Genomic DNA, 17,388 nt, shown 5'->3' with positions numbered 1-17,388 from the left:
CTTAAAGTGCCAACCTTCTGTAACCAAAGGATAGTTGCATGAACTTCTTCTCTCGCACCCTGATGGCAGCCGCTCTGGCTGCCGCCGCCGCCCCGGCGATGGTCACCACCGCCAACGCGCAGGCCATGGCAGGCCGCGAACTGCAGGACCGCCCGAAGGTTTCGGTCAGCTACTACAAGACCGCGCCGGGCAAGCAGGACGAGTGGCTGGAAGCCTACATCAAGTGGCACCGCCCGATCATGGACTGGCAGATGAAGGAAGGCCTGACCCTGTCTTCCAACATCTACGCCAACTCGGGCCACGCGCTGGCGCCGCAGTGGGACTTCATGATCATCAACGTCTCCCCGGCTCCGAAGGACGCCAAGAAGTCGCCGCTGACCCGCGGCGAGGTGATCGCCAAGCTCTATCCGGATCTGGAAGCCTACTACCAGGGCGAGAAGCGCCGCTGGGAGCTGACCGAGGCGCACTGGGACCAGAGCCTGATGGAAGTGGACATCACCGCGGAGCGTCCGGGCGTCTACTACCCGATCCTGCCGAAGAAGGGTAAGTAAGCCCCGCAAGTTACGGCCATGTCCCCAAACAGGCCGGGCCCGCTGTTTCCGCTGCGAAACAGCGGGCTTTCTCATGCCTGATACCCGCCGCTGAAGCCATTAACCCGCTTGAATTGTTTTTTCCCTATTGACGGCAGGGAGGCAATGCATTACCTATGATCGCAGGGTTTTGACGATTGAGTTGGCGACGGGGATGGGGAGACGGTGTGATGGGGGTGCTGGTTCTGCTGCTGATCGGGCTGATGGCCGTGGTGATGGGAGACGTGTACGCCCGCCGGATGCACGAAGGGCAGCGCTTTGCCGGCGCTGCCCTGTTTTCCAGCCTGTGCGGCCGCGTGGCGAAGGCGTGGGGATTACTTGTCCTCGCCTTGCGCGAAGGCGCGTTCCTCGAGCGGGGAATGCTCGCGTTTCAGGACGTCCGCCAGCGGGTCGCCGCGGGTGACGCGCAGGTGCGCGCCGGACTTGTAGGCGGCGCGGGCAAGCAACTGGGCCGCCACCGGCAGGGTGAGCAGCAGGAACAGGATGGTGAAGCCGACGCTGGTCAGGCGGATGTCCGGCAGCATGAGCGCCGCGCCGACGACGGAGAAGGACGCGCCCAGCGTTCCGGCCTTGGTGGAGGCGTGCATGCGCTGGAAGGCATCCGGCAGGCGCGCAACGCCAATGCCGGCCAGAATGAGGAAGACGACGCCGACCGTCAGGAAGACAAGGCCGAGGATCGAGAGAGCAAGGTCCATCAGCCCCTCCCCTTGCGTTCAAGGAATGCGGACAGCGCCACGGTGGCGACGAAATTGATGATCGCAACGCCGAGGCCGATGTCGAGAAAGGCCCCGCTGCCGGTGGCCAGCGACGTGACGGCGGACAGGGCGACGACGACGCCGGTCAGCATGTCGAGCGCGACGAACCGGTCAGCCACGCCCGGGCCCTTGATCATGCGCCAGGCGGCCAGCACCAGTGGGATGGCGAGCAGGATGGCGTAGATCGTGCCGATGAGGGGAAGATTCAGACTGCTCATTGCTCCAGCTCCAGCACCCGGCGTTCATAGAGCCGCTTGAACCGCGCGACGGCCACCTCCTCGGACGGGGCATTCAGCAGGTGAATGTAAAGGCGGCGACGGTCCTCGGACACGTAAATGCAGGTGGACCCGGGCGTCAGCGAGATGAAATAGGCCATCAGCGCCGCGCCCCAATCCGTGCGGACATCGAGCGGATAGACGACGATGGCCGGGCTCTGGGGCGAGGACGGTGACAGCACGATCTTCGCCACGGCAATGGACGAGGCCAGCAGGTCATAGAAGAAGGTGCCGACCAGCGACAGGATGGTGGGAATACGGCGCAGCAGCATCAGCGCGTCCCTCCGAGCTCAAGGGCGTGGGCGGCGATGCCCGCCACCTCCCAGAGGAAGCCGGGGAACAGGCCGATGGCCAGCGTTGCCGCCGACAGGGTGGCGATGGCCCAGAACATGGACGTGGGCACCGGCCGGGCGATGCGCCCGCCCGCGCGGGACTTCCAGAAGCCGTTTGCCCAGACGCTGCCCATGGAGATGATGGTCAGAAGACCCGCGAACAGCGCCGCGGCGGGCAACCACATCATGCCCTGCTCGAACCCGGCGCGAAGGACGGTAAGCTTGGCCCAGAAGCCGGAGAACGGCGGAATGCCCGACAGCGAGAGGATGGGCACGGCCACCATGCCCGCCAGCAGCGGCTGGGAGCGGGAGATGCCGCCCGCCGTGCGCAGGTCGAAGCTGCCGTCCGCCCGGTAGATGGCCCCGGCGGCGAAGAACAGGTTGGTCTGCACGATGATGGAGTGGACGATGTAGAAGATGGCCGCCTGAAGCCCGATCAGCGAGGCCAGCGACAGGCCCATGGCCATGTAGCCGACCTGCGCGATGATGTGGAACGAGAACAGGCGTCGCAGGTCCGTCTGCGCCAGCGCGCAGCCCGCGCAGACGACCATGGTGAGCCCGGCGATGACGCCGATGGCGACCGGAAAGCCCGGCAGCATGTCCATCCCGAACAGCGTGACCAGCACCCGCAGGCAGGCATAGAACCCGGCCTTGGTGAGCAGCCCTGCGAACACCGCCGAGGCGACGATGGGCGCGGTGTGGTAGGAGGCGGGCAGCCAGAAGAACAGCGGGAACAGACCTGCCTTCAGGGCGAACCCGGCCAGCATGAGCGCGCCGCCGGTAACGATGGACAGCGAGAGATCTCGCGCGGCGAGCGTCAGGCGCAGGTCGCGAAACTCCAGCGTGCCAACTTCAGCCACGATGAAGGCGATGCCCACCAGGATGAAGGTCGCGCCCATCATGCTGAGCGCCGCGTACCGCACCGCGCCGTCGATCTGCGCCTTGCGGCGGTCAAGGGTGATGAGGCCGAGCGCGCACACCAGCATCAGCTCGAACCACACGTACATGTTGAAGAGATCGCCCGTCAGAAACGCGCCGTTGACGGCAGCCAGCAGCGACAGGAACAGGGGATCGAACCCGGAGCGGCGGCGGCGGGCGGCAACGTCCGCCCGGGCGTAGATCATGCCCGCAGCGCCGATGAGGCCGGTGACCAGCGACAGGGTGGCTCCCAGCGCGTCTGCCCTGAAGCTGATGGCCACCGGACGTATCCAGCTGCCGAAGGCCATGATGAGCTCGTAGCCGTCCTTCACCTTGAGGAAGAGCAGCAGGGACGCCAGCGCCATGGTAACGACGCTGATCTCCATGACCGTGCGCTGGGCGATGGGGCGCTCCCGCAGCATGGCGGCGATGGCCGCTCCAAGCAGCGGGACGATGACAGGTGCGATAAGGGCCAGACCGTCCATGCCTCAACCCTCCCGCTTGCCGGGGCGGGTGGGATCGCCCAGATCTTCCGCGCCGCGCATCTGCCCGGTGTTGAGCGTGCGCTCCGCCCGCCACGCGCGCAGCGTGAGCGTGGCCAGTACCAGCGTCAGGGCAAAGCCGATGACGATGGCGGTGAGGATGAGCGCCTGGGGCAGCGGATCGGCCGCATCGGTCAGCACGATCGCGCCTTCCTCGATGAGAGGCGGCCGCGGGCTCTGCGTGTTGCCGGACATGAAGATGACGATGTTGACGCCGGTGGCCAGCATGGACATGCCGAGCAGGAGCCGCACCAGATTGCGCGACAGGATCATGTAGATGGAACAGGCCACGATGACGGAGGCCATGAGCGCGTACACCAGGTTCATTTCTCCGCCCCCCGTTGCAGGCCGAACAGGAAGGCAAGAACGCCACCAAGCACGACGATATAAACTCCCAGATCAAAGACCATGGTGGTGCTGAGCTTGAGGGCATCGCCCTCGTACCAGAGATGGGTGAGATAGGCCGAGCCGTCCTGCATGCCGGGGAAGCCGCTGAGCAGCGCCAGGAACATGCCGATGCCGACGACCACGACCGGATGGATGCGCAGGGTCCGGCGTGCCCGCTCCAGCCCATGGGCCAGCGCGATCATGGCAAAGGCAAGGGCCGCGACCAGACCGCCGATGAAGCCGCCGCCGGGCTGATCGTGACCGCGCAGCAGGATCCACAGCGAGGTGATGAGCAGCAGCCAGAAAAAGACCGGCGCGGTGAGCTGGAGGATGAAGGGCGAGCGGCGCTCATGGCTCCACACCTGCTCGCGCAGGCGCGGGCCGAGCAGCGACCACGCCAGCACCGCCGACATGGCGATCACCACCGTCTCGCCCAGCGTGTCGAAGCCGCGGAAGTCGACGAGAATGACGTTGACGACGTTGTGGCCCTTGGCCGCCAGATAGCTCTGGTTGCCCATGAAGGTGCTGATGGCCCCGCCGTGGCTGGCCGAGGTCATGTCCACGAGCGCGACAAACAGCACGACGCCGATGACGGTGGCAATGAGCGCGTCAAACCGGCGCTCGGTATTCGTGCGGGTGGGCGGCGCGGCCAACGGCACCGCCAGCAGCAGCGCCGTCAGCAGGACGACGATGAGTGCCTCCACCGTGAACTGGGTCAGCGCCAGATCCGGCGCGCCGTTGAACATGAAGCCGACGGCCACGGCAAAGCCGACGAGGCCGGTCGCGATCATGGCGGTGAGCAGGCCCCGCGCCCGAGCCGCAGCCAGGGCTCCGGCCATGCCGACCAGCGCCACGACCGCCGGGGCGGGGCGCAGCGCGTCCACCTGTGGCAGGCGCGGCATCAGTCCGGCAGCGTTCCACGCGAACAGCAGCAGCGCCGTGACCGCGGCGAACACCACCCAGAGGTATGTCCGCAGGTCCCCGTGCTGCACCAGACCAGTGAGGCGGGCGGACAGGAGGTGGAGCGTCTCCAGCGTGGTCTCGAAGTAGCGATCGAAATCGACGACCTCGAACACCCGGCTCTTGCGCAGCCGCAGGTGGATGGACTTCCAGTACCACGCGATGAGCGCGCCGATGATGACGACGACGAAGCTGAGCATCAGCATGGGCGTGATGCCGTGCCACAGATGCACCTTCACCTCGATCGCCTCGCCGTAGACGGCAACGGCGGCCGGGCGCAGCACGTTGCTGGACACCCACGCGGGATCAAGGCTGAGGAACAGACCGGCCAGCGCCAGCACCAGCGGCGGCATGACGAGGCCCGGCGTCTCGCCGTGCTTCACCTCGGAGATCTTGCCCCGGCCCATGAAGAACGGACGCAGGGTGATGACGGCGGCAACGCCCACCATGGCGGCGTTGACGAGCACGATGACGGCCAGCGACACCAGCGCCGAGGTGCTCTCGAGCTGGGCCTGGAACAGGAATTCCTTGGAGATGAACCCGAAGAACGGCGGCAGGCCCGCCATGGAGAGGCTGGCCAGCACGGTGGCAACGCCCGTGAGCGGCAGCAGGCGGATGAGGCCGCCCAGCGCGCGCAGGTTCTGGAGCCCCGTGGCGTGCAGCACCGAGCCGGCACAGAAGAACAGCGCCGCCTTGTAGAGCGCGTGGGCAAAGAGGAACCCGACCATCGCAACGGAGGCGGCCGGGCCGGTCAGCCCGATGAGGGTGACCAGAATGCCCAGCGACGCGATGGTGGAATAGGCCAGCGCCGTCTTGAAGCCTTCGGCCCGCAGCGCCTGGAACGCCGCGATGAGCATGGTGGCGCCGCCCACCGTGACCAGCACCCAGCGGCCATAAGGCACGGCGGCGATGACCGGCTCGAACCGGGCCAGGAGGTAGATGCCCAGCTTCACCATGGTGGCCGAGTGCAGGAACGCGGAGGCGGGCGTTGGCGCCTGCATGGCGTTGGGCAGCCAGAAGTGGAACGGGAACTGGGCCGATTTGGTGAACGCGCCGATCATCAGGCCCGCCAGAATGGGGACGATGAGCGGGCTGGCCGCCAGTTCGTCCGCCCGGGCGCGGACCTCGCCCAGCGAGTATGTGCCCAGCGCCTGACCGATGAGGAGAATGGCCGCCAGCAGCGCCAGACCGCCCGCGGCGGTGGTGTAGAGCGACATCAGGGCCGAGCGGCGGGCGCGGGCGCTGCGGCCGTCGAACCCGATGAGCAGGAACGAGAGGATGCTGGTCGCTTCCCAGAACACCAGCATGACGATGAGATTGTCCGCCAGCACCGCGCCCAGCATGGCGGTCATGAACAGCAGGATGAGGGTGAAGAACCGGCCCCGGTCCTTCAGCGACTTCTCCGACAGGTAGGCCCCGGAGTAGATGACCACCAGCGTGCCGACGCCGGTGATGAGCAGGGTCATGAGGAAGGAGAAGCCGTCGAGACGGAAGGTGAGGTAAAGGTCGAGGTAGGGAGCCCAGTTGAGGCCGTCTCCCAGCACCCAGCCGCGCTCCATGACGGGCGAGATCTTGATCAGTGTGACGAAAAGTCCGGCGGGCAGCAGTGCGAGCAACCATCCGGCCCACCGGTCCGCAGCACGAGAGACGGGTCCGGCAAGGCAACTTCCCAGAAACGCGATCAGGATCAGCCAGATCAGCATCAAACCTCAACTATTGTTCTAACATTGTGCGGGATCGAGGGCAAAACCGCCAGATTTGAGCCCTCGGACGCTCCTTATCTTTACTAACGGCATTTTCCGGTCGGGCAACCGCCGAGTCACCGCTTTTTGTCAGGTTTTTCAGGATCGGCCGAAAAGCGCGTGATTTTGCCCTGGGCAGGGAACCAAGTCGCACCTCGGCTTTTCCCTTCCAACCCAATTCCGGCTTTCAACAGCCCAAGCAAATTTTAATTGACGGCCATAATCTCTACTATCATGATCGAGATTATGGAGAGATCGAAACGGCCGACGCGATCCCTCCCGCGACCCCCGATCGGCCCGCGGCTTTTGACAGGATGCAGCTTGCTCCGCGTGACCAACGGCTAAAGCGCGCGACGCTGAGGCAAACCATGCCAGGCTTCGTGTTCCTCCCGACCTGACAGGAGAGAGACCGATGCGAATGTGTTCCAGGATTTAATACGGCCAAAGGCCGGCGCGCTGCTTCCTGACCTGCGCTGAACCGGGCGTGTGCCCGGGCCGGACCCGCCTGCCCCGCTTCTTCTCGACAGATTTTCTGCGTGCCCGTGCGGCCCGCGGAGCCGGGAACCTGCGCCCTGAATTCCGGGATGCGCGCAACCGGCACCCGACAGAGTGATACGGTTCATGACTGAGCATGCCTCTTCCCCCCAGCGTACCCGCGTTCCTCCCCCTGCCTTGTGGCTGGCGGCCAGCAGCCTTGCGCTTGCCGCCAGCCTCCCTTTCCCGGCCATGGCGGCGGATACGGATGCTGAAGCCACGGGCGCTGAAGCCACCGAAACGGCGGCGCTGGCCGCCCTCACCCTTGACGCCGCCGATGCGGCGGAGGTGGTCGTCACCGCCCGCCGCCGTGACGAGAGCGCGCAGGACGTGCCCATCGCGTTGAGCGTCGTCAGCAACGAGACGCTCGCCAACATCGGCAACTTCAGTGTCGCGCAGGTGCAGCAGGTGGTGCCGACGCTGCAGGTGTTCAGCTTCAACCCGCGCAACACCAACGTGAACATTCGCGGGCTGGGCTCCAACATCTCCACCACCAACGACGGGCTGGACAACGGCGTTGGCATCTACATCGACAACGTCTTCTACGGGCGGGTCGGCCAGAGCCAGTTCGATCTGGTGGACCTGCAGCAGATCGAGGTGCTGCGCGGCCCGCAGGGCACGCTGTTCGGCAAGAACACGACGGCGGGCGCGATCAACATCAGCACCCGCGCCCCCTCGTTCGAGCCGGAGTTCTCCGGCGAGCTGACGGCGGGCAACTACGGCGCGCACCAGGCGAGGTTCTCCGCCTCCGGCCCGCTGGTCGAGGACAGGCTGGCGGTGCGCCTGAGCGTTGCCGACACGCACCGGGACGGCTTCGTGCGCAACATGTTCAACGGCAGGCGCGCCAACGACAACGACAACTTCTCGACCCGCCTGCAACTGCTGGCCCAGCCCGCCGACGCGCTGAAGATCCGCCTCATCGGCGACTATGCCAAGCAGACGGCGCACGGCGTGCTGCAATTCATCACCGGCGTGACGACGACCTATGCGGACGGCACGCCCATTCCCAACAGCTTCATCGACCGCATCACCCGCGCCGGATACACGGTGCCCTCTTTTGACCCGTTCGACCGGAAGGTCTCGGCGGACTCCCCTTATCAGGCGAACATGGAGAGCTATGGCGCCTCCGGCCAGATCGACTGGGAGACGGGCAACCATGTGCTCACTTCCATCACCGCCTGGCGGGCGTGGGACTGGAACCCGGGCAACGACCTCGACATGGTCAGCCTGCCGGTGCTGACGGCGGCCAACCAGGCCAACCGCCAGCGCCAGTTCAGCCAGGAGATCCGCCTCGCCTCCGCGGGCGGGCGCGCCGTCGACTATGTGGTCGGGGCCTATTATTTCTGGCAGACCATTCGCGGCTACGGCCTGACCGGCTACGGCCCGGCCGCGGCGGACTGGAATTTGCCGACCGTGCCCGCGTTCATCGGCAACGCGGCGCTCAGCGGCTTTGAAAGCCGCACCTATTCCGAGCCGACGACCAACAGCTATGCCCTGTTCGGTCAGGCGACATGGAACATCAATGACAGCCTCAGCCTGACCGGCGGCCTGCGCTACACGCACGAGACGAAGAAGGGCGCGTTCAGCAGCTGGCACCAAGGCGGGCAGGACCTGAGCCTGCTGCCTGCGGCGGCGGCCGGGGCGGCGCAGGGCATTCGCGAGCTGTTCGCCCCGCGCGGCAGCTACACCGCAGAACTCTCCGACGACAGCGTCTCGGGGCTCCTCACGCTCAGCTACAAGGTGCGCGAGGGCGCGCTGGTGTACGCCAGCTATTCGCGCGGCAACAAGTCGGGCGGGCTCAACCTGACCCTGCTGCCCGCAGACGTGGACCCGAAGGTGGACCCGGAGACGGTGGACGCCTTCGAGGTGGGCCTCAAATCCCAGTGGTTCGATGAGGCGGTGACGCTGAACCTTGCCGCCTTCCACACCAAGGTGAGCGACTATCAGACGGTCGTCGTCTCGTTCGTCGAGGGCACCTCGGTGTTCCGCACCTACGTGGACAATATTCCAAGCGTGCGCTCACGCGGCATCGAGGCGGACATCGGCTGGGCGGTGAGCGAGCGTCTCAGCCTCAGCGCCTCGGCCGCCTATGTGGATGCGATCTACAAGGAATACGCCAACGCCCAGCAGGCCCCGGAATTCCTGAACGTCTCCCCGACGCAGGATCTCTCCGGCGAGCGGCTGGCGGGCGTGCCGAAATTCACCTGGTCCGTGACCGCGGATTACACGCAGCCGCTGGGCACCTGGCGCGGACAGGCGCTGGAGCTTTACGCGCACGCCGACTACGCGCACCGCTCCAGCTACTTCTCCTCCATCACCAATTCGCCCAGCTCGAAGGCGGGCGATTTCGGGCTGCTGAACGCGCGCCTTGGCCTCAGGGCGGGCGAGGATGGCCGCTGGGACCTCTCCGTGTGGGCCCGCAACCTGACCGACGAAAAATACTTCGTGACCACCGGCCTTGCCAACACCGGCCTTGCCAGCGGCCTGCTGGGTGACCCGCGCACCTACGGCGTCACGCTGCGCACCAAACTGTGAGGTTCGACATGACTGACCAGACCCTTGGCCACCATACCGCCTCTCGCCTGCCCGCGCTCAAGCTGGCGTCCTTTGCCTCCATCGGGTTTCCGCTGGCAACGGCGGGCCTGCCGCTGGCGGTCTATCTGCCGCCGATCTACGCCGAGCACTACGGCCTCTCGCTGACCGCCATCGGCCTCATTTTCCTGTTCGGGCGGCTGTGGGATGCGGTGTCGGACCCTCTGATCGGCGCGCTGAGCGACCGCACCCGCAGCCCGTTCGGCCGCCGCAAGCCGTGGATCGCCGCGGGCGGGCCGATCTTCGCGCTGGCCGCCGGCCTGCTGTTCTTCCCGCCGATGGCGGTGACGCCGCTGTACCTGGGGGCCGTATTGTTCGTGTTCTACCTGGGGTGGACCATGATCCAGATCCCCTTCATGGCGTGGTCCGGCGAGATTTCCGGCCAGTACCATGAGCGCACGCGGGTGGCGACCTATACGCAGGTGGCGGGCTCGACGGCGCTGGTGATCGCGCTGGTGCTGCCGACCATCCTCGATCAGGTGCGCCCCAATGACGCCGCGCTGAAGCTGGCTGGCATGGGCGCGCTGGTGATCGCCAGCCTGCTGCCGGCCCTGCTGCTGTGCCTGAAATCCTTCCCGGACAACCTGCCCGTGCGCCGTGCCCACCGCACGCCGGGCCTTGGCGAGACTCTGAGCGCGGTGGCGCGAGAGCCGCTGCTGCTACGAGTGCTGGGCTCGGACTTCGCGGTGACGCTGGCCCAGAGCATTCGCGGCGCGCTGTTCGTGTTCTTCGTCAGCCACTACATGGGCCTGCCCCAGTGGGCGAGCGGCCTGTTCCTTGTCCAGTTCGTGTTCGGCGTGTTCGCCGGGCCGCTCTGGATGAAGATCGGCCAGCGCTTCGGCAAGCACCAGACCGCCGTTGCCGGAGAACTGGTGCAGGTGGCGATCAACCTTGCCCTGCTGCTGGTGACGCCCGATGCGCTGGCGCTGCTGATCGGCCTCAGCATTGCCCAGGGCCTGGCGCAAGGCTCTGCCAACCTGATGCTGCGCTCCATCGTGGCGGACGTGGCCGACAAGAACCGGCTCGACACCGGCGTTGACCGCACCGGCCTGTTCTTCTCCGTGTTCAGCCTTGCGGGCAAGGCGGCAACCGCCGCCGCCATCGGCATCGCGCTGCCGCTCGTCTCCTGGCTCGGGTTTGATCCGCGCGGCGTCAACAGCCCCGATGCGCTGGAGGGCCTGCTGCTGGTGTTCGCGCTGGGGCCGGCGCTGGCCCACGCGCTCTCCGCCGCGCTGATCCATGGCTTTCCGCTCGACGAGACACGGCACGGCGAGATCCGCCGCCAGCTGGCGGAGCGGGACGCCGTGGCCGTGGCCGCACAGTGAAATTCCGGTTTCCCGCTTTTCGTACCGCGTTCCCCAAACCCCGAACAACAGACTTCCAGATTTCAGCTTTCACCCAAGAGGAGACACACCATGGGTAACCTGACCAAGACTTTCGTGAACAAGACCGACGCCAATATTCCCCTCGACATCGCCCCGGTGGGCGGGCGCATCGGCGCTGAAATTCGCGGCGTGAACCTCGGCGAGGAACTGGGCGACGACACCATCAAGGCCATTCGCGCCGCGCTGGTGCGCCACAAGGTGATTTTCTTCCGCGAGCAGCACGCGCTGGACAACGCCAGCCAGGAAGCCTTCGCGGGCCGGCTTGGAAAAATCATCGCCCACCCGACCGTGCCGGTGGCCACCGGCTCGACCGCGCTGCTGGAGCTGGACTCGACGGAGGGCTATGCCGCCTCCAGCTGGCACACGGACGTGACGTTCGTGGACGCCTATCCGGAAGCGTCCATCCTGCGCGCCATCAACGTTCCCGAAGCGGGCGGCGACACCCTGTGGGCCAACTGCGCCACCGCCTATCAGGAACTGCCCGACCCGCTGCGGGCGCTGGTGGACGAACTGTGGGCCGTGCACACCAACCTTTATGATTATGCCACGGTGGTGGGCACCGGCAACGAGCGCCTCAGCCAGTATAAGAACGTCTTTGCCTCGACCATCTACGAGACCGAGCACCCGGTGGTGCGCGTGCACCCGGAATCCGGCGAGCGGGTGCTGTTGCTCGGCCACTTCATCAAGAATTTCGTCGGCTTCAACCAGACGGACTCCGCCCGCCTCCTGAACATTCTGCAGGACCACGTGACCCGGCCGGAGAACACCGTGCGCTGGCGCTGGCAGGTGGGCGACGTTGCCATCTGGGACAACCGCGCCACCCAGCACCGCGCCATCGCCGACTTCGGTGACCAGCGCCGCACGCTGCGCCGCGCCACCATCGAGGGCGACGTGCCGGTGGGCATTGACGGCCGCCGCAGCCGCATCATCAAGAAGGAGCGCCCCGCCTTCGCCGAACAGGCCGCCTGACCTGTCAGCGGAAGCGCCTGTCTCGTCAGCTCCCGGGACGGCACTTCCGATCAGGCAATTCCCCCGCAAACTTGCCGTGTTCCCCGCCAGGGGGACACGGCCCTTTTTTCCCCGACGCGCCCGGAAGGACGGACCATGACCCAACCGCAGGTTCAGGCTGGAAATATCAAGCTGGAAAACAACCGGCCGGAAGATATCCGGCCAGAGAATATCCGGCCGGAAAATACCCGGGAGACGCAGAACAGCGATCAGGCGATCGAGGCCATTCGCGCCGCGCTGGACCGTTTGCGCTTCGGCACCATCGCCCTAACCCTTCACGAAGGCCGGGTGGTGCAGATCGAGGTGACGGAGAAGATGCGGCTCTGAGTTTACAGGCGCAGAAGATCAGGCCCCATGACAATGATGGCGCCCGCGGCAATGGCCAGCCCGTAGGGCACTGAATTTCTGCGGCGGCGGTCAGCGCGCCTGGTATGTGCGCCCTTTTCCGACAGAAAAAGCCCATGGGCAACCAGTACAAGAGCCAGGACACCGCCGCACAGGGCAATTGCCAGAAGCAGCGCGGGAAGCTGCTGCACCTCGAACCACAGGGCGGCGGCGGCCATCAGCTTGACGTCTCCCCCGCCGATGATGCCCCGGGTGAAGAGCGCCGCGCCGAGCACGAACAGGCTGATGAAACTGAGGAAATGCAGGAACAGGGTCCCCGTCTCCCCGCGCCAGAGAGCAACGCCGGCGAACAGGACGACCAGCATGATGGGAAACAGGTTGCTGATGCGGCGGCAGCGCACGTCCTCAGCGGCGGCGGCCAGCAGCACGGCGGCGAAGGCCGCATGGAAAAGGGCAACGGTCATGGGCACACCTCGCTACTGGCCAAGGGCGGGCATAAGATCGCGCATGACGCGGATGGCGGCGGGCAGCATGAGAATACCGACCATGGTGGGCAGCATGCACGCCACCAGCGGGACGGACAGCAGTACCGGCAGGCGATGCGCCTTCTCCTCCGCCCGCAGGCGGCGATGCTCGCGCATTTCCGCCGCATAGGTGCGCAGGGCCTGCGCCATGCTGGAGCCCAGCTTTTCGGACTGCACGACGAGCGTGGCAAACGCGCGGATTTCCGGCACGCCGCTGCGCTCTCCCATGCGGCGCAGCGCCTCCGCCCGGCTGCGGCCGGCCCGCATTTCCAGCGTGACGGCGGCCAGATGGCGGGCGAGCAGCGGATGCGCCTGCACGATTTCCGCCCCCACCCGCTGGAAGGCGGCATCAACCCCCAGCCCGGCCTCGACGCACACCAGAACGAGATCAAGCGTATCAGGCAGGCCGCTCAGCATGGCCTGACGCCTGCGCGCCGCACGGACATCGACCCAGAGCCGGGGCAGGTACAGCCCCGCCAGCGCCAGCGCCGCGGCCACCAGATACAGCCTTGAGGCAGCGGCGCCGGGTGCTGCGGCATTCAGGCTGAGAAACAGGCCCGGCAGGCCAAGCGACAGCACGATGCGCACGAGCGTGTAAAGCGCAGGGGCCTCGGGCCGGTGAAACCCGGCGGCAGACAAGCGGCTGCGCAGGCTGGCCGCATGCTCGTCTTCCAGAAGAATGCCCCGACGCTGAAGCGCGGCGACCAATCCGGCCCAGAAATTCCCGCCGGGCCGCGCGAGGGCTGGTGGCAGCACCAGGCGCTGGCGCATGCGGGCGCGGCTGGAAATGGCCGATCCCAAGCCGGTGACGAGCAGCACGACGGAGAGGAAAATCAGAAACAGCACTGCCGGCAAGGCTATCGTCCACTGCGCGGAGCCGCCCATGGATGGTCTCCCTTTCATATCTTCAGATCGGTCAGGCGGCGGATGGTGACGACGCCGACGCCATAAAGGCCGAGCAGCGTGGCGACGGCCGGGAGAAAGGCGGGATCGTGCGCCACATCGAGGTAAAAAGCCGGGTTGGCGAGGAACAGCCCGGTGAAGGCGAGCACGGGAAGCGCGGTGAGCATGGTGGCGGTCATGCGCCCCTCGGAGGAGAGGGCGCGCACCTTCAGCACCATGGCCGCGCGGTCGCGGATGACGCGGGCGAGGTTTTCAAGAATTTCCGCCAGATTGCCGCCGGTCTCGTTCTGCACCGCAATGCACACCGCGAACATGTGCATGTCAGCAACCCCGCAGCGCTGCGCCATGTTCTGGAGGGCGTCGCGCAAGTCCAGCCCGTAGGCGGTCTCGTCATGGGCGGTACGGAATTCGCTGCCGATGGGATCGGGCAGTTCCTCGGCAAGCAGCGCGAGCGCCGCCGCAATGGGGTGGCCCGCGCGCAGACCGCGCACGAACACATCGAGCGCGAGGGGGAGTTGCGCCTCCAGCCTTTTCACCCGCCGATCCCGCAGCCACCCGAGCGCCGCAAGCGGCAGGCCCAGCCCAATGGCGGCGGCCAGCAGCGCGGAGATAAAAATGGCCCCGGGCGAGACCGCGCCGGTCAGGCTGTGAGCGAGCAGCAGGCCCAGCACCAGAAGCCCCGCGCTTGCCACGCCCATGGCGGCGACAAACTGGCCGACCGGCAGGGTGAAGCCCGCCTGCGCGATGCGCTCCGCCAGCTTGCCCGGCCACGGGCCGAGCGGGCGCCAGACCAGCCCCGCCTCCTCGGGGAGCCGCCGCAGCAGCGTGGCCGATGGCGGCTGTGTCGGCCGCGCTGGTATGAGGCCCAGACGCTGGCCGAGGCGGTGCCTTTCACGGCGCGCGGCGCGCACGGTGCCCGCAACCCCGCCGACGAGCAGAGCGGTCGAGACGAACACCAGTCCATAAAACAGCAGGAGGAGCGTGAGCGTGTTCATGCCTGCCCTCCTTGCCGCCGGGGCGAGAAGACGTGAACGGGCAGCGGGACGCCGTGGGCCGCGAGGTGTTCGAGAAATCGGGGGCGGATGCCGGTGGCCTCGAAATGGCCCTGCACCGCGCCGGCAGCATCAACGCCGGTGCGGCGGAACCGGAAAAGCTCCTGCATGGTGATGACGTCTCCTTCCATACCGGCGATCTCGCTGAGGCTGACGACGCGGCGGCGGCCATCCGGCAGCCGCTCCACCTGCACCACCACGTGCAGGGCGGAGGCGATCTGCGCCCTGAGCGAGCGTAGGGGCATGTCGATGCCGGACATGCCGACCATCTGCTCCACCCGCGCCAGCGCATCGCGCGGCGTGTTGGCGTGGATGGTGGTCATGGAGCCGTCATGGCCGGTGTTCATGGCCTGCAGCATGTCGAACGCCTCGCCCGCGCGCACCTCGCCGACGATGATGCGGTCCGGCCGCATGCGCAGGGCGTTCTTCACCAGCTCGCGCTGGGTGATCTCGCCCCTGCCCTCGATATTGGCGGGCCGGGTTTCCAGCCGAGCCACATGCACCTGCTGGAGCTGAAGCTCGGCGGAGTCCTCAATCGTCACAATGCGTTCGCGCGGGGAGATCAACGCCGACAGGGCATTCAGCAGCGTGGTCTTGCCCGAGCCGGTGCCGCCGGAGATGAGAATGTTCCGCCGCGCCCGCACGATGGCGCGCAGCACCTCCGCCAGCGCAGGAGCGATGCTGCCGGAGCGCACCAGCTGCTCCATGGAAATGGGCGTCTGCGCGAACTTGCGGATGGAGAGCAGCGAGCCATCGACCGCAAGCGGCGGCACCACCGCGTTGATGCGGCTGCCGTCCGCCAGACGTGCATCGACCATGGGCGCGCTTTCATCCACCCGCCGACCGACGGCGGAGACGATGCGGGTGATGATGCGGGCCAGATGACGTTCGTCCTTGAAGCGCACCGCCGTTTCTTCCAGCACGCCGTTGCGCTCCACGAACACCAGCCGGTGGGTGTTGACCAGAATGTCCGTGACGGTGGGGTCCTTCAGCAGCGGCTCGAGCGGGCCGAGGCCGAGGAGTTCGTCGAGCACGTCGCTGACCAGCTGCTTGCGCTCCTGGGCATTGAGCGCATGCTTCTGCTGGGAGAGCAGCGTGGCGACAAGATCGCCCACCTCCCGATGCAGCCGGTCGCGGTCCATGGTTTCAAGGGCGGCGAGATTGAGATGGTCGAGCAGGGCCTGGTGCAGGTCCACTTTCAGATCGGTATGGCGCGCGGCGCCGGCCTCGACGGGCGTATCCCGCCGCATGGACGCGGGCGCTGCCGCCTTGTCCGGCAACGGGTTCTGCTGCGGGCGGTTGTTGGCGGTCTGCCACATGATATGTCCCTCCCCTTCTATGCCTCGGGCGGCAGCAGCTGCGTGAGCAGGGCTGCAAGATCCCGTTCGATACGGCTGTTCCGTTTGATGCTGCTCAGCGGCACGCCCTGATTGATGGCGGCGCTCAGCGTGCGAAAATCGTTGCCGATGGCGGCGCAGATGCCGTGGCCGAGGGACTGCGCCGCGTCCTCAAGGCCGATGGGCTTCCAGAAGCCGCGCTCCACCCGGTTGGCGATCACATGCAGCGGCACGCCGCCGATGCCGGACAGCCGCAGATGCTCGATCTGGCGGCGGGCGTGGCGCAGGCTGGGGACGCTGAGTTCGGTGACGAGACACAGGGCATCGAGGCGCGCAATGGCGGCGAGCGACCAGTCCGTCCACACCGCCGGGAGATCAAGCAGCACGGTTGGAAATTCGCCCGCCACGAGATCGAGCAGATCATGGAGCTGCGGCTCCGTCAGCGCGTCCGGCGCGAGAATGGCCGGCGGCGCGGCGATGACCTGAAGGCCGGAGGAATGACGGGTGGCGACGTCTCGCAGCAGCGCGGCATCCGCCCGGTTCCCTGCGTCCCGGAGTTCATCGAACGACAGCTTGGGCGCAAGGCCGAGATAGAGCGCGGCGTTGCCGAACTGGATGTCGAGATCAAAGAGGCAGACTTCCCGCCCGAGGGGCTGCTCCCGCTGTGCGAGGAGACAGGCCGCCTGCGTGAGCAGCGCCGTTGCGCCGACGCCGCCGACGCTTTTCAGAAACCCGATGACGCGGCCGGTCTTGCAGGGGGCATGCATCGCCCCGCCGAGGCTGCGCCCCATGTGCTCCAGCACCCCGGCAAGCTCGCGCTCCGACAGCGGCAGAGGCAGCACGTCCGACGTGCCAAGCCGCACGCAGCGGCGCATGTCCGCATGGTTCGGGCTGGCAATGGCGGCGGCCACCGGAATGCCCTGCCCGAGGCCTATGATCTTCTCCAGCCGCCGCCAGCTGGCGTCGCTCTCGGGGTCCAGCTCGACGACAACGGCCCGTGCGCCGTCAAGGCTGCCGGCGGGAAGCGCGCCGGGCGATCCCGGCGTGATGCACCGGACCTCGAACCCCGCGACCGGCCCGGCGGGCACATGCGAGACGGCCCGGCTGTGCGCCGACAAAAGCACGACCGCAACCGGCCTGCCGCCGGACAGGGGCGGCCGGGAGACAAGCCTGTCTGGCGCGCTGCTCTCCTCTATCATGGCGTTGC

General features: G+C 67.0%; 16 protein-coding genes. 5 read left to right on the top strand and 11 right to left on the bottom strand.

The genetic code is table 11. From position 1 onward, the window contains the following. Nucleotides 1–38 precede the first annotated feature (38 nt). Complete coding sequence (locus tag VIG90_RS01610; protein WP_331591665.1) at nt 39–551, top strand: hypothetical protein; 513 nt, start codon at nt 39–41, stop codon at nt 549–551. 353 nt (nt 552–904) lie between these two features. Here VIG90_RS01610 and mnhG read toward each other — a convergent pair whose 3' ends face one another. From mnhG to mbhE, 6 genes are read right to left on the bottom strand one after another with little or no spacing between them, the layout of a single operon-like run. Then, nucleotides 905–1,285, bottom strand: coding sequence for a monovalent cation/H(+) antiporter subunit G (gene mnhG, locus VIG90_RS01605; protein ID WP_331591664.1), 381 nt, complete (start codon nt 1,283–1,285; stop codon nt 905–907). Next, entirely contained in the window at nt 1,285–1,563 is a 279-nt protein-coding gene (locus VIG90_RS01600; protein WP_331591663.1) for a monovalent cation/H+ antiporter complex subunit F, read from the bottom strand. The genes mnhG and VIG90_RS01600 overlap by 1 nt, the downstream gene beginning before the upstream one ends. Further along, nucleotides 1,560–1,892, bottom strand: coding sequence for a Na+/H+ antiporter subunit E (locus tag VIG90_RS01595; protein ID WP_331591662.1), 333 nt, complete (start codon nt 1,890–1,892; stop codon nt 1,560–1,562). The genes VIG90_RS01600 and VIG90_RS01595 overlap by 4 nt, the downstream gene beginning before the upstream one ends. Then, on the bottom strand, nt 1,892–3,355 hold the full coding sequence (locus tag VIG90_RS01590) for a proton-conducting transporter membrane subunit (RefSeq protein ID WP_331591661.1): 1,464 nt from the start codon (nt 3,353–3,355) through the stop codon (nt 1,892–1,894). Before VIG90_RS01590 ends, VIG90_RS01595 begins: the two co-directional genes overlap by 1 nt. Nucleotides 3,356–3,358: 3 nt before the next feature. Then, a complete protein-coding gene (locus VIG90_RS01585; RefSeq protein WP_331591660.1) occupies nt 3,359–3,739 on the bottom strand; it encodes an NADH-quinone oxidoreductase subunit K in 381 nt (126 codons plus the stop codon). Further along, nucleotides 3,736–6,462, bottom strand: a complete 2,727-nt coding sequence (gene mbhE / locus VIG90_RS01580) for a hydrogen gas-evolving membrane-bound hydrogenase subunit E (RefSeq protein ID WP_331591659.1) — start codon at nt 6,460–6,462, stop codon at nt 3,736–3,738. The genes VIG90_RS01585 and mbhE overlap by 4 nt, the downstream gene beginning before the upstream one ends. Before the next feature lie 660 nt (nt 6,463–7,122). Between mbhE and VIG90_RS01575 the strand changes: the two genes are divergently transcribed. From VIG90_RS01575 to VIG90_RS01560, 4 genes are all read left to right on the top strand, one after another. Then, entirely contained in the window at nt 7,123–9,570 is a 2,448-nt protein-coding gene (locus VIG90_RS01575; protein ID WP_331591658.1) for a TonB-dependent receptor, read from the top strand. A gap of 8 nt (nt 9,571–9,578) precedes the next feature. Further along, a complete protein-coding gene (locus VIG90_RS01570; protein ID WP_331591657.1) occupies nt 9,579–10,952 on the top strand; it encodes an MFS transporter in 1,374 nt (457 codons plus the stop codon). 90 nt (nt 10,953–11,042) lie between these two features. Then, nucleotides 11,043–11,981 (top strand): TauD/TfdA family dioxygenase, encoded by a 939-nt coding sequence (locus VIG90_RS01565; protein ID WP_331591656.1) that lies wholly within the window; start codon nt 11,043–11,045, stop codon nt 11,979–11,981. 135 nt (nt 11,982–12,116) lie between these two features. Then, complete coding sequence (locus VIG90_RS01560) at nt 12,117–12,347, top strand: YezD family protein (RefSeq protein ID WP_331591654.1); 231 nt, start codon at nt 12,117–12,119, stop codon at nt 12,345–12,347. Nucleotides 12,348–12,349: 2 nt separating this feature from the next. On the opposite strand, the gene VIG90_RS01555 is transcribed toward VIG90_RS01560, so the two are convergent. Genes VIG90_RS01555 through VIG90_RS01535 form a run of 5 tightly spaced genes read right to left on the bottom strand, consistent with a single transcriptional unit; the run spans nt 12,350 to nt 17,380 of the window. Continuing rightward, the gene (locus VIG90_RS01555) at nt 12,350–12,829 is read right to left on the bottom strand and encodes an A24 family peptidase (RefSeq protein ID WP_331591653.1); all 480 of its coding nucleotides are present in this window, start codon (nt 12,827–12,829) and stop codon (nt 12,350–12,352) included. Nucleotides 12,830–12,841: 12 nt separating this feature from the next. After that, complete coding sequence (locus VIG90_RS01550) at nt 12,842–13,774, bottom strand: type II secretion system F family protein (RefSeq protein ID WP_331591652.1); 933 nt, start codon at nt 13,772–13,774, stop codon at nt 12,842–12,844. Nucleotides 13,775–13,788: 14 nt separating this feature from the next. Further along, nucleotides 13,789–14,787 (bottom strand): type II secretion system F family protein, encoded by a 999-nt coding sequence (locus VIG90_RS01545; protein ID WP_331591651.1) that lies wholly within the window; start codon nt 14,785–14,787, stop codon nt 13,789–13,791. Beyond that, on the bottom strand, nt 14,784–16,163 hold the full coding sequence (locus tag VIG90_RS01540) for a CpaF family protein (RefSeq protein ID WP_414695459.1): 1,380 nt from the start codon (nt 16,161–16,163) through the stop codon (nt 14,784–14,786). Before VIG90_RS01540 ends, VIG90_RS01545 begins: the two co-directional genes overlap by 4 nt. A 17-nt stretch (nt 16,164–16,180) precedes the next feature. Next, the gene (locus tag VIG90_RS01535) at nt 16,181–17,380 is read right to left on the bottom strand and encodes a pilus assembly protein CpaE (protein ID WP_331591650.1); all 1,200 of its coding nucleotides are present in this window, start codon (nt 17,378–17,380) and stop codon (nt 16,181–16,183) included. Nucleotides 17,381–17,388: the final 8 nt, after the last annotated feature.

Source organism: Pedomonas sp. (assembly GCF_036515995.1).
GTDB lineage: Bacteria > Pseudomonadota > Alphaproteobacteria > Sphingomonadales > Sphingomonadaceae > Pedomonas.
This window is presented reverse-complemented; position numbering and strand designations above follow the sequence as displayed.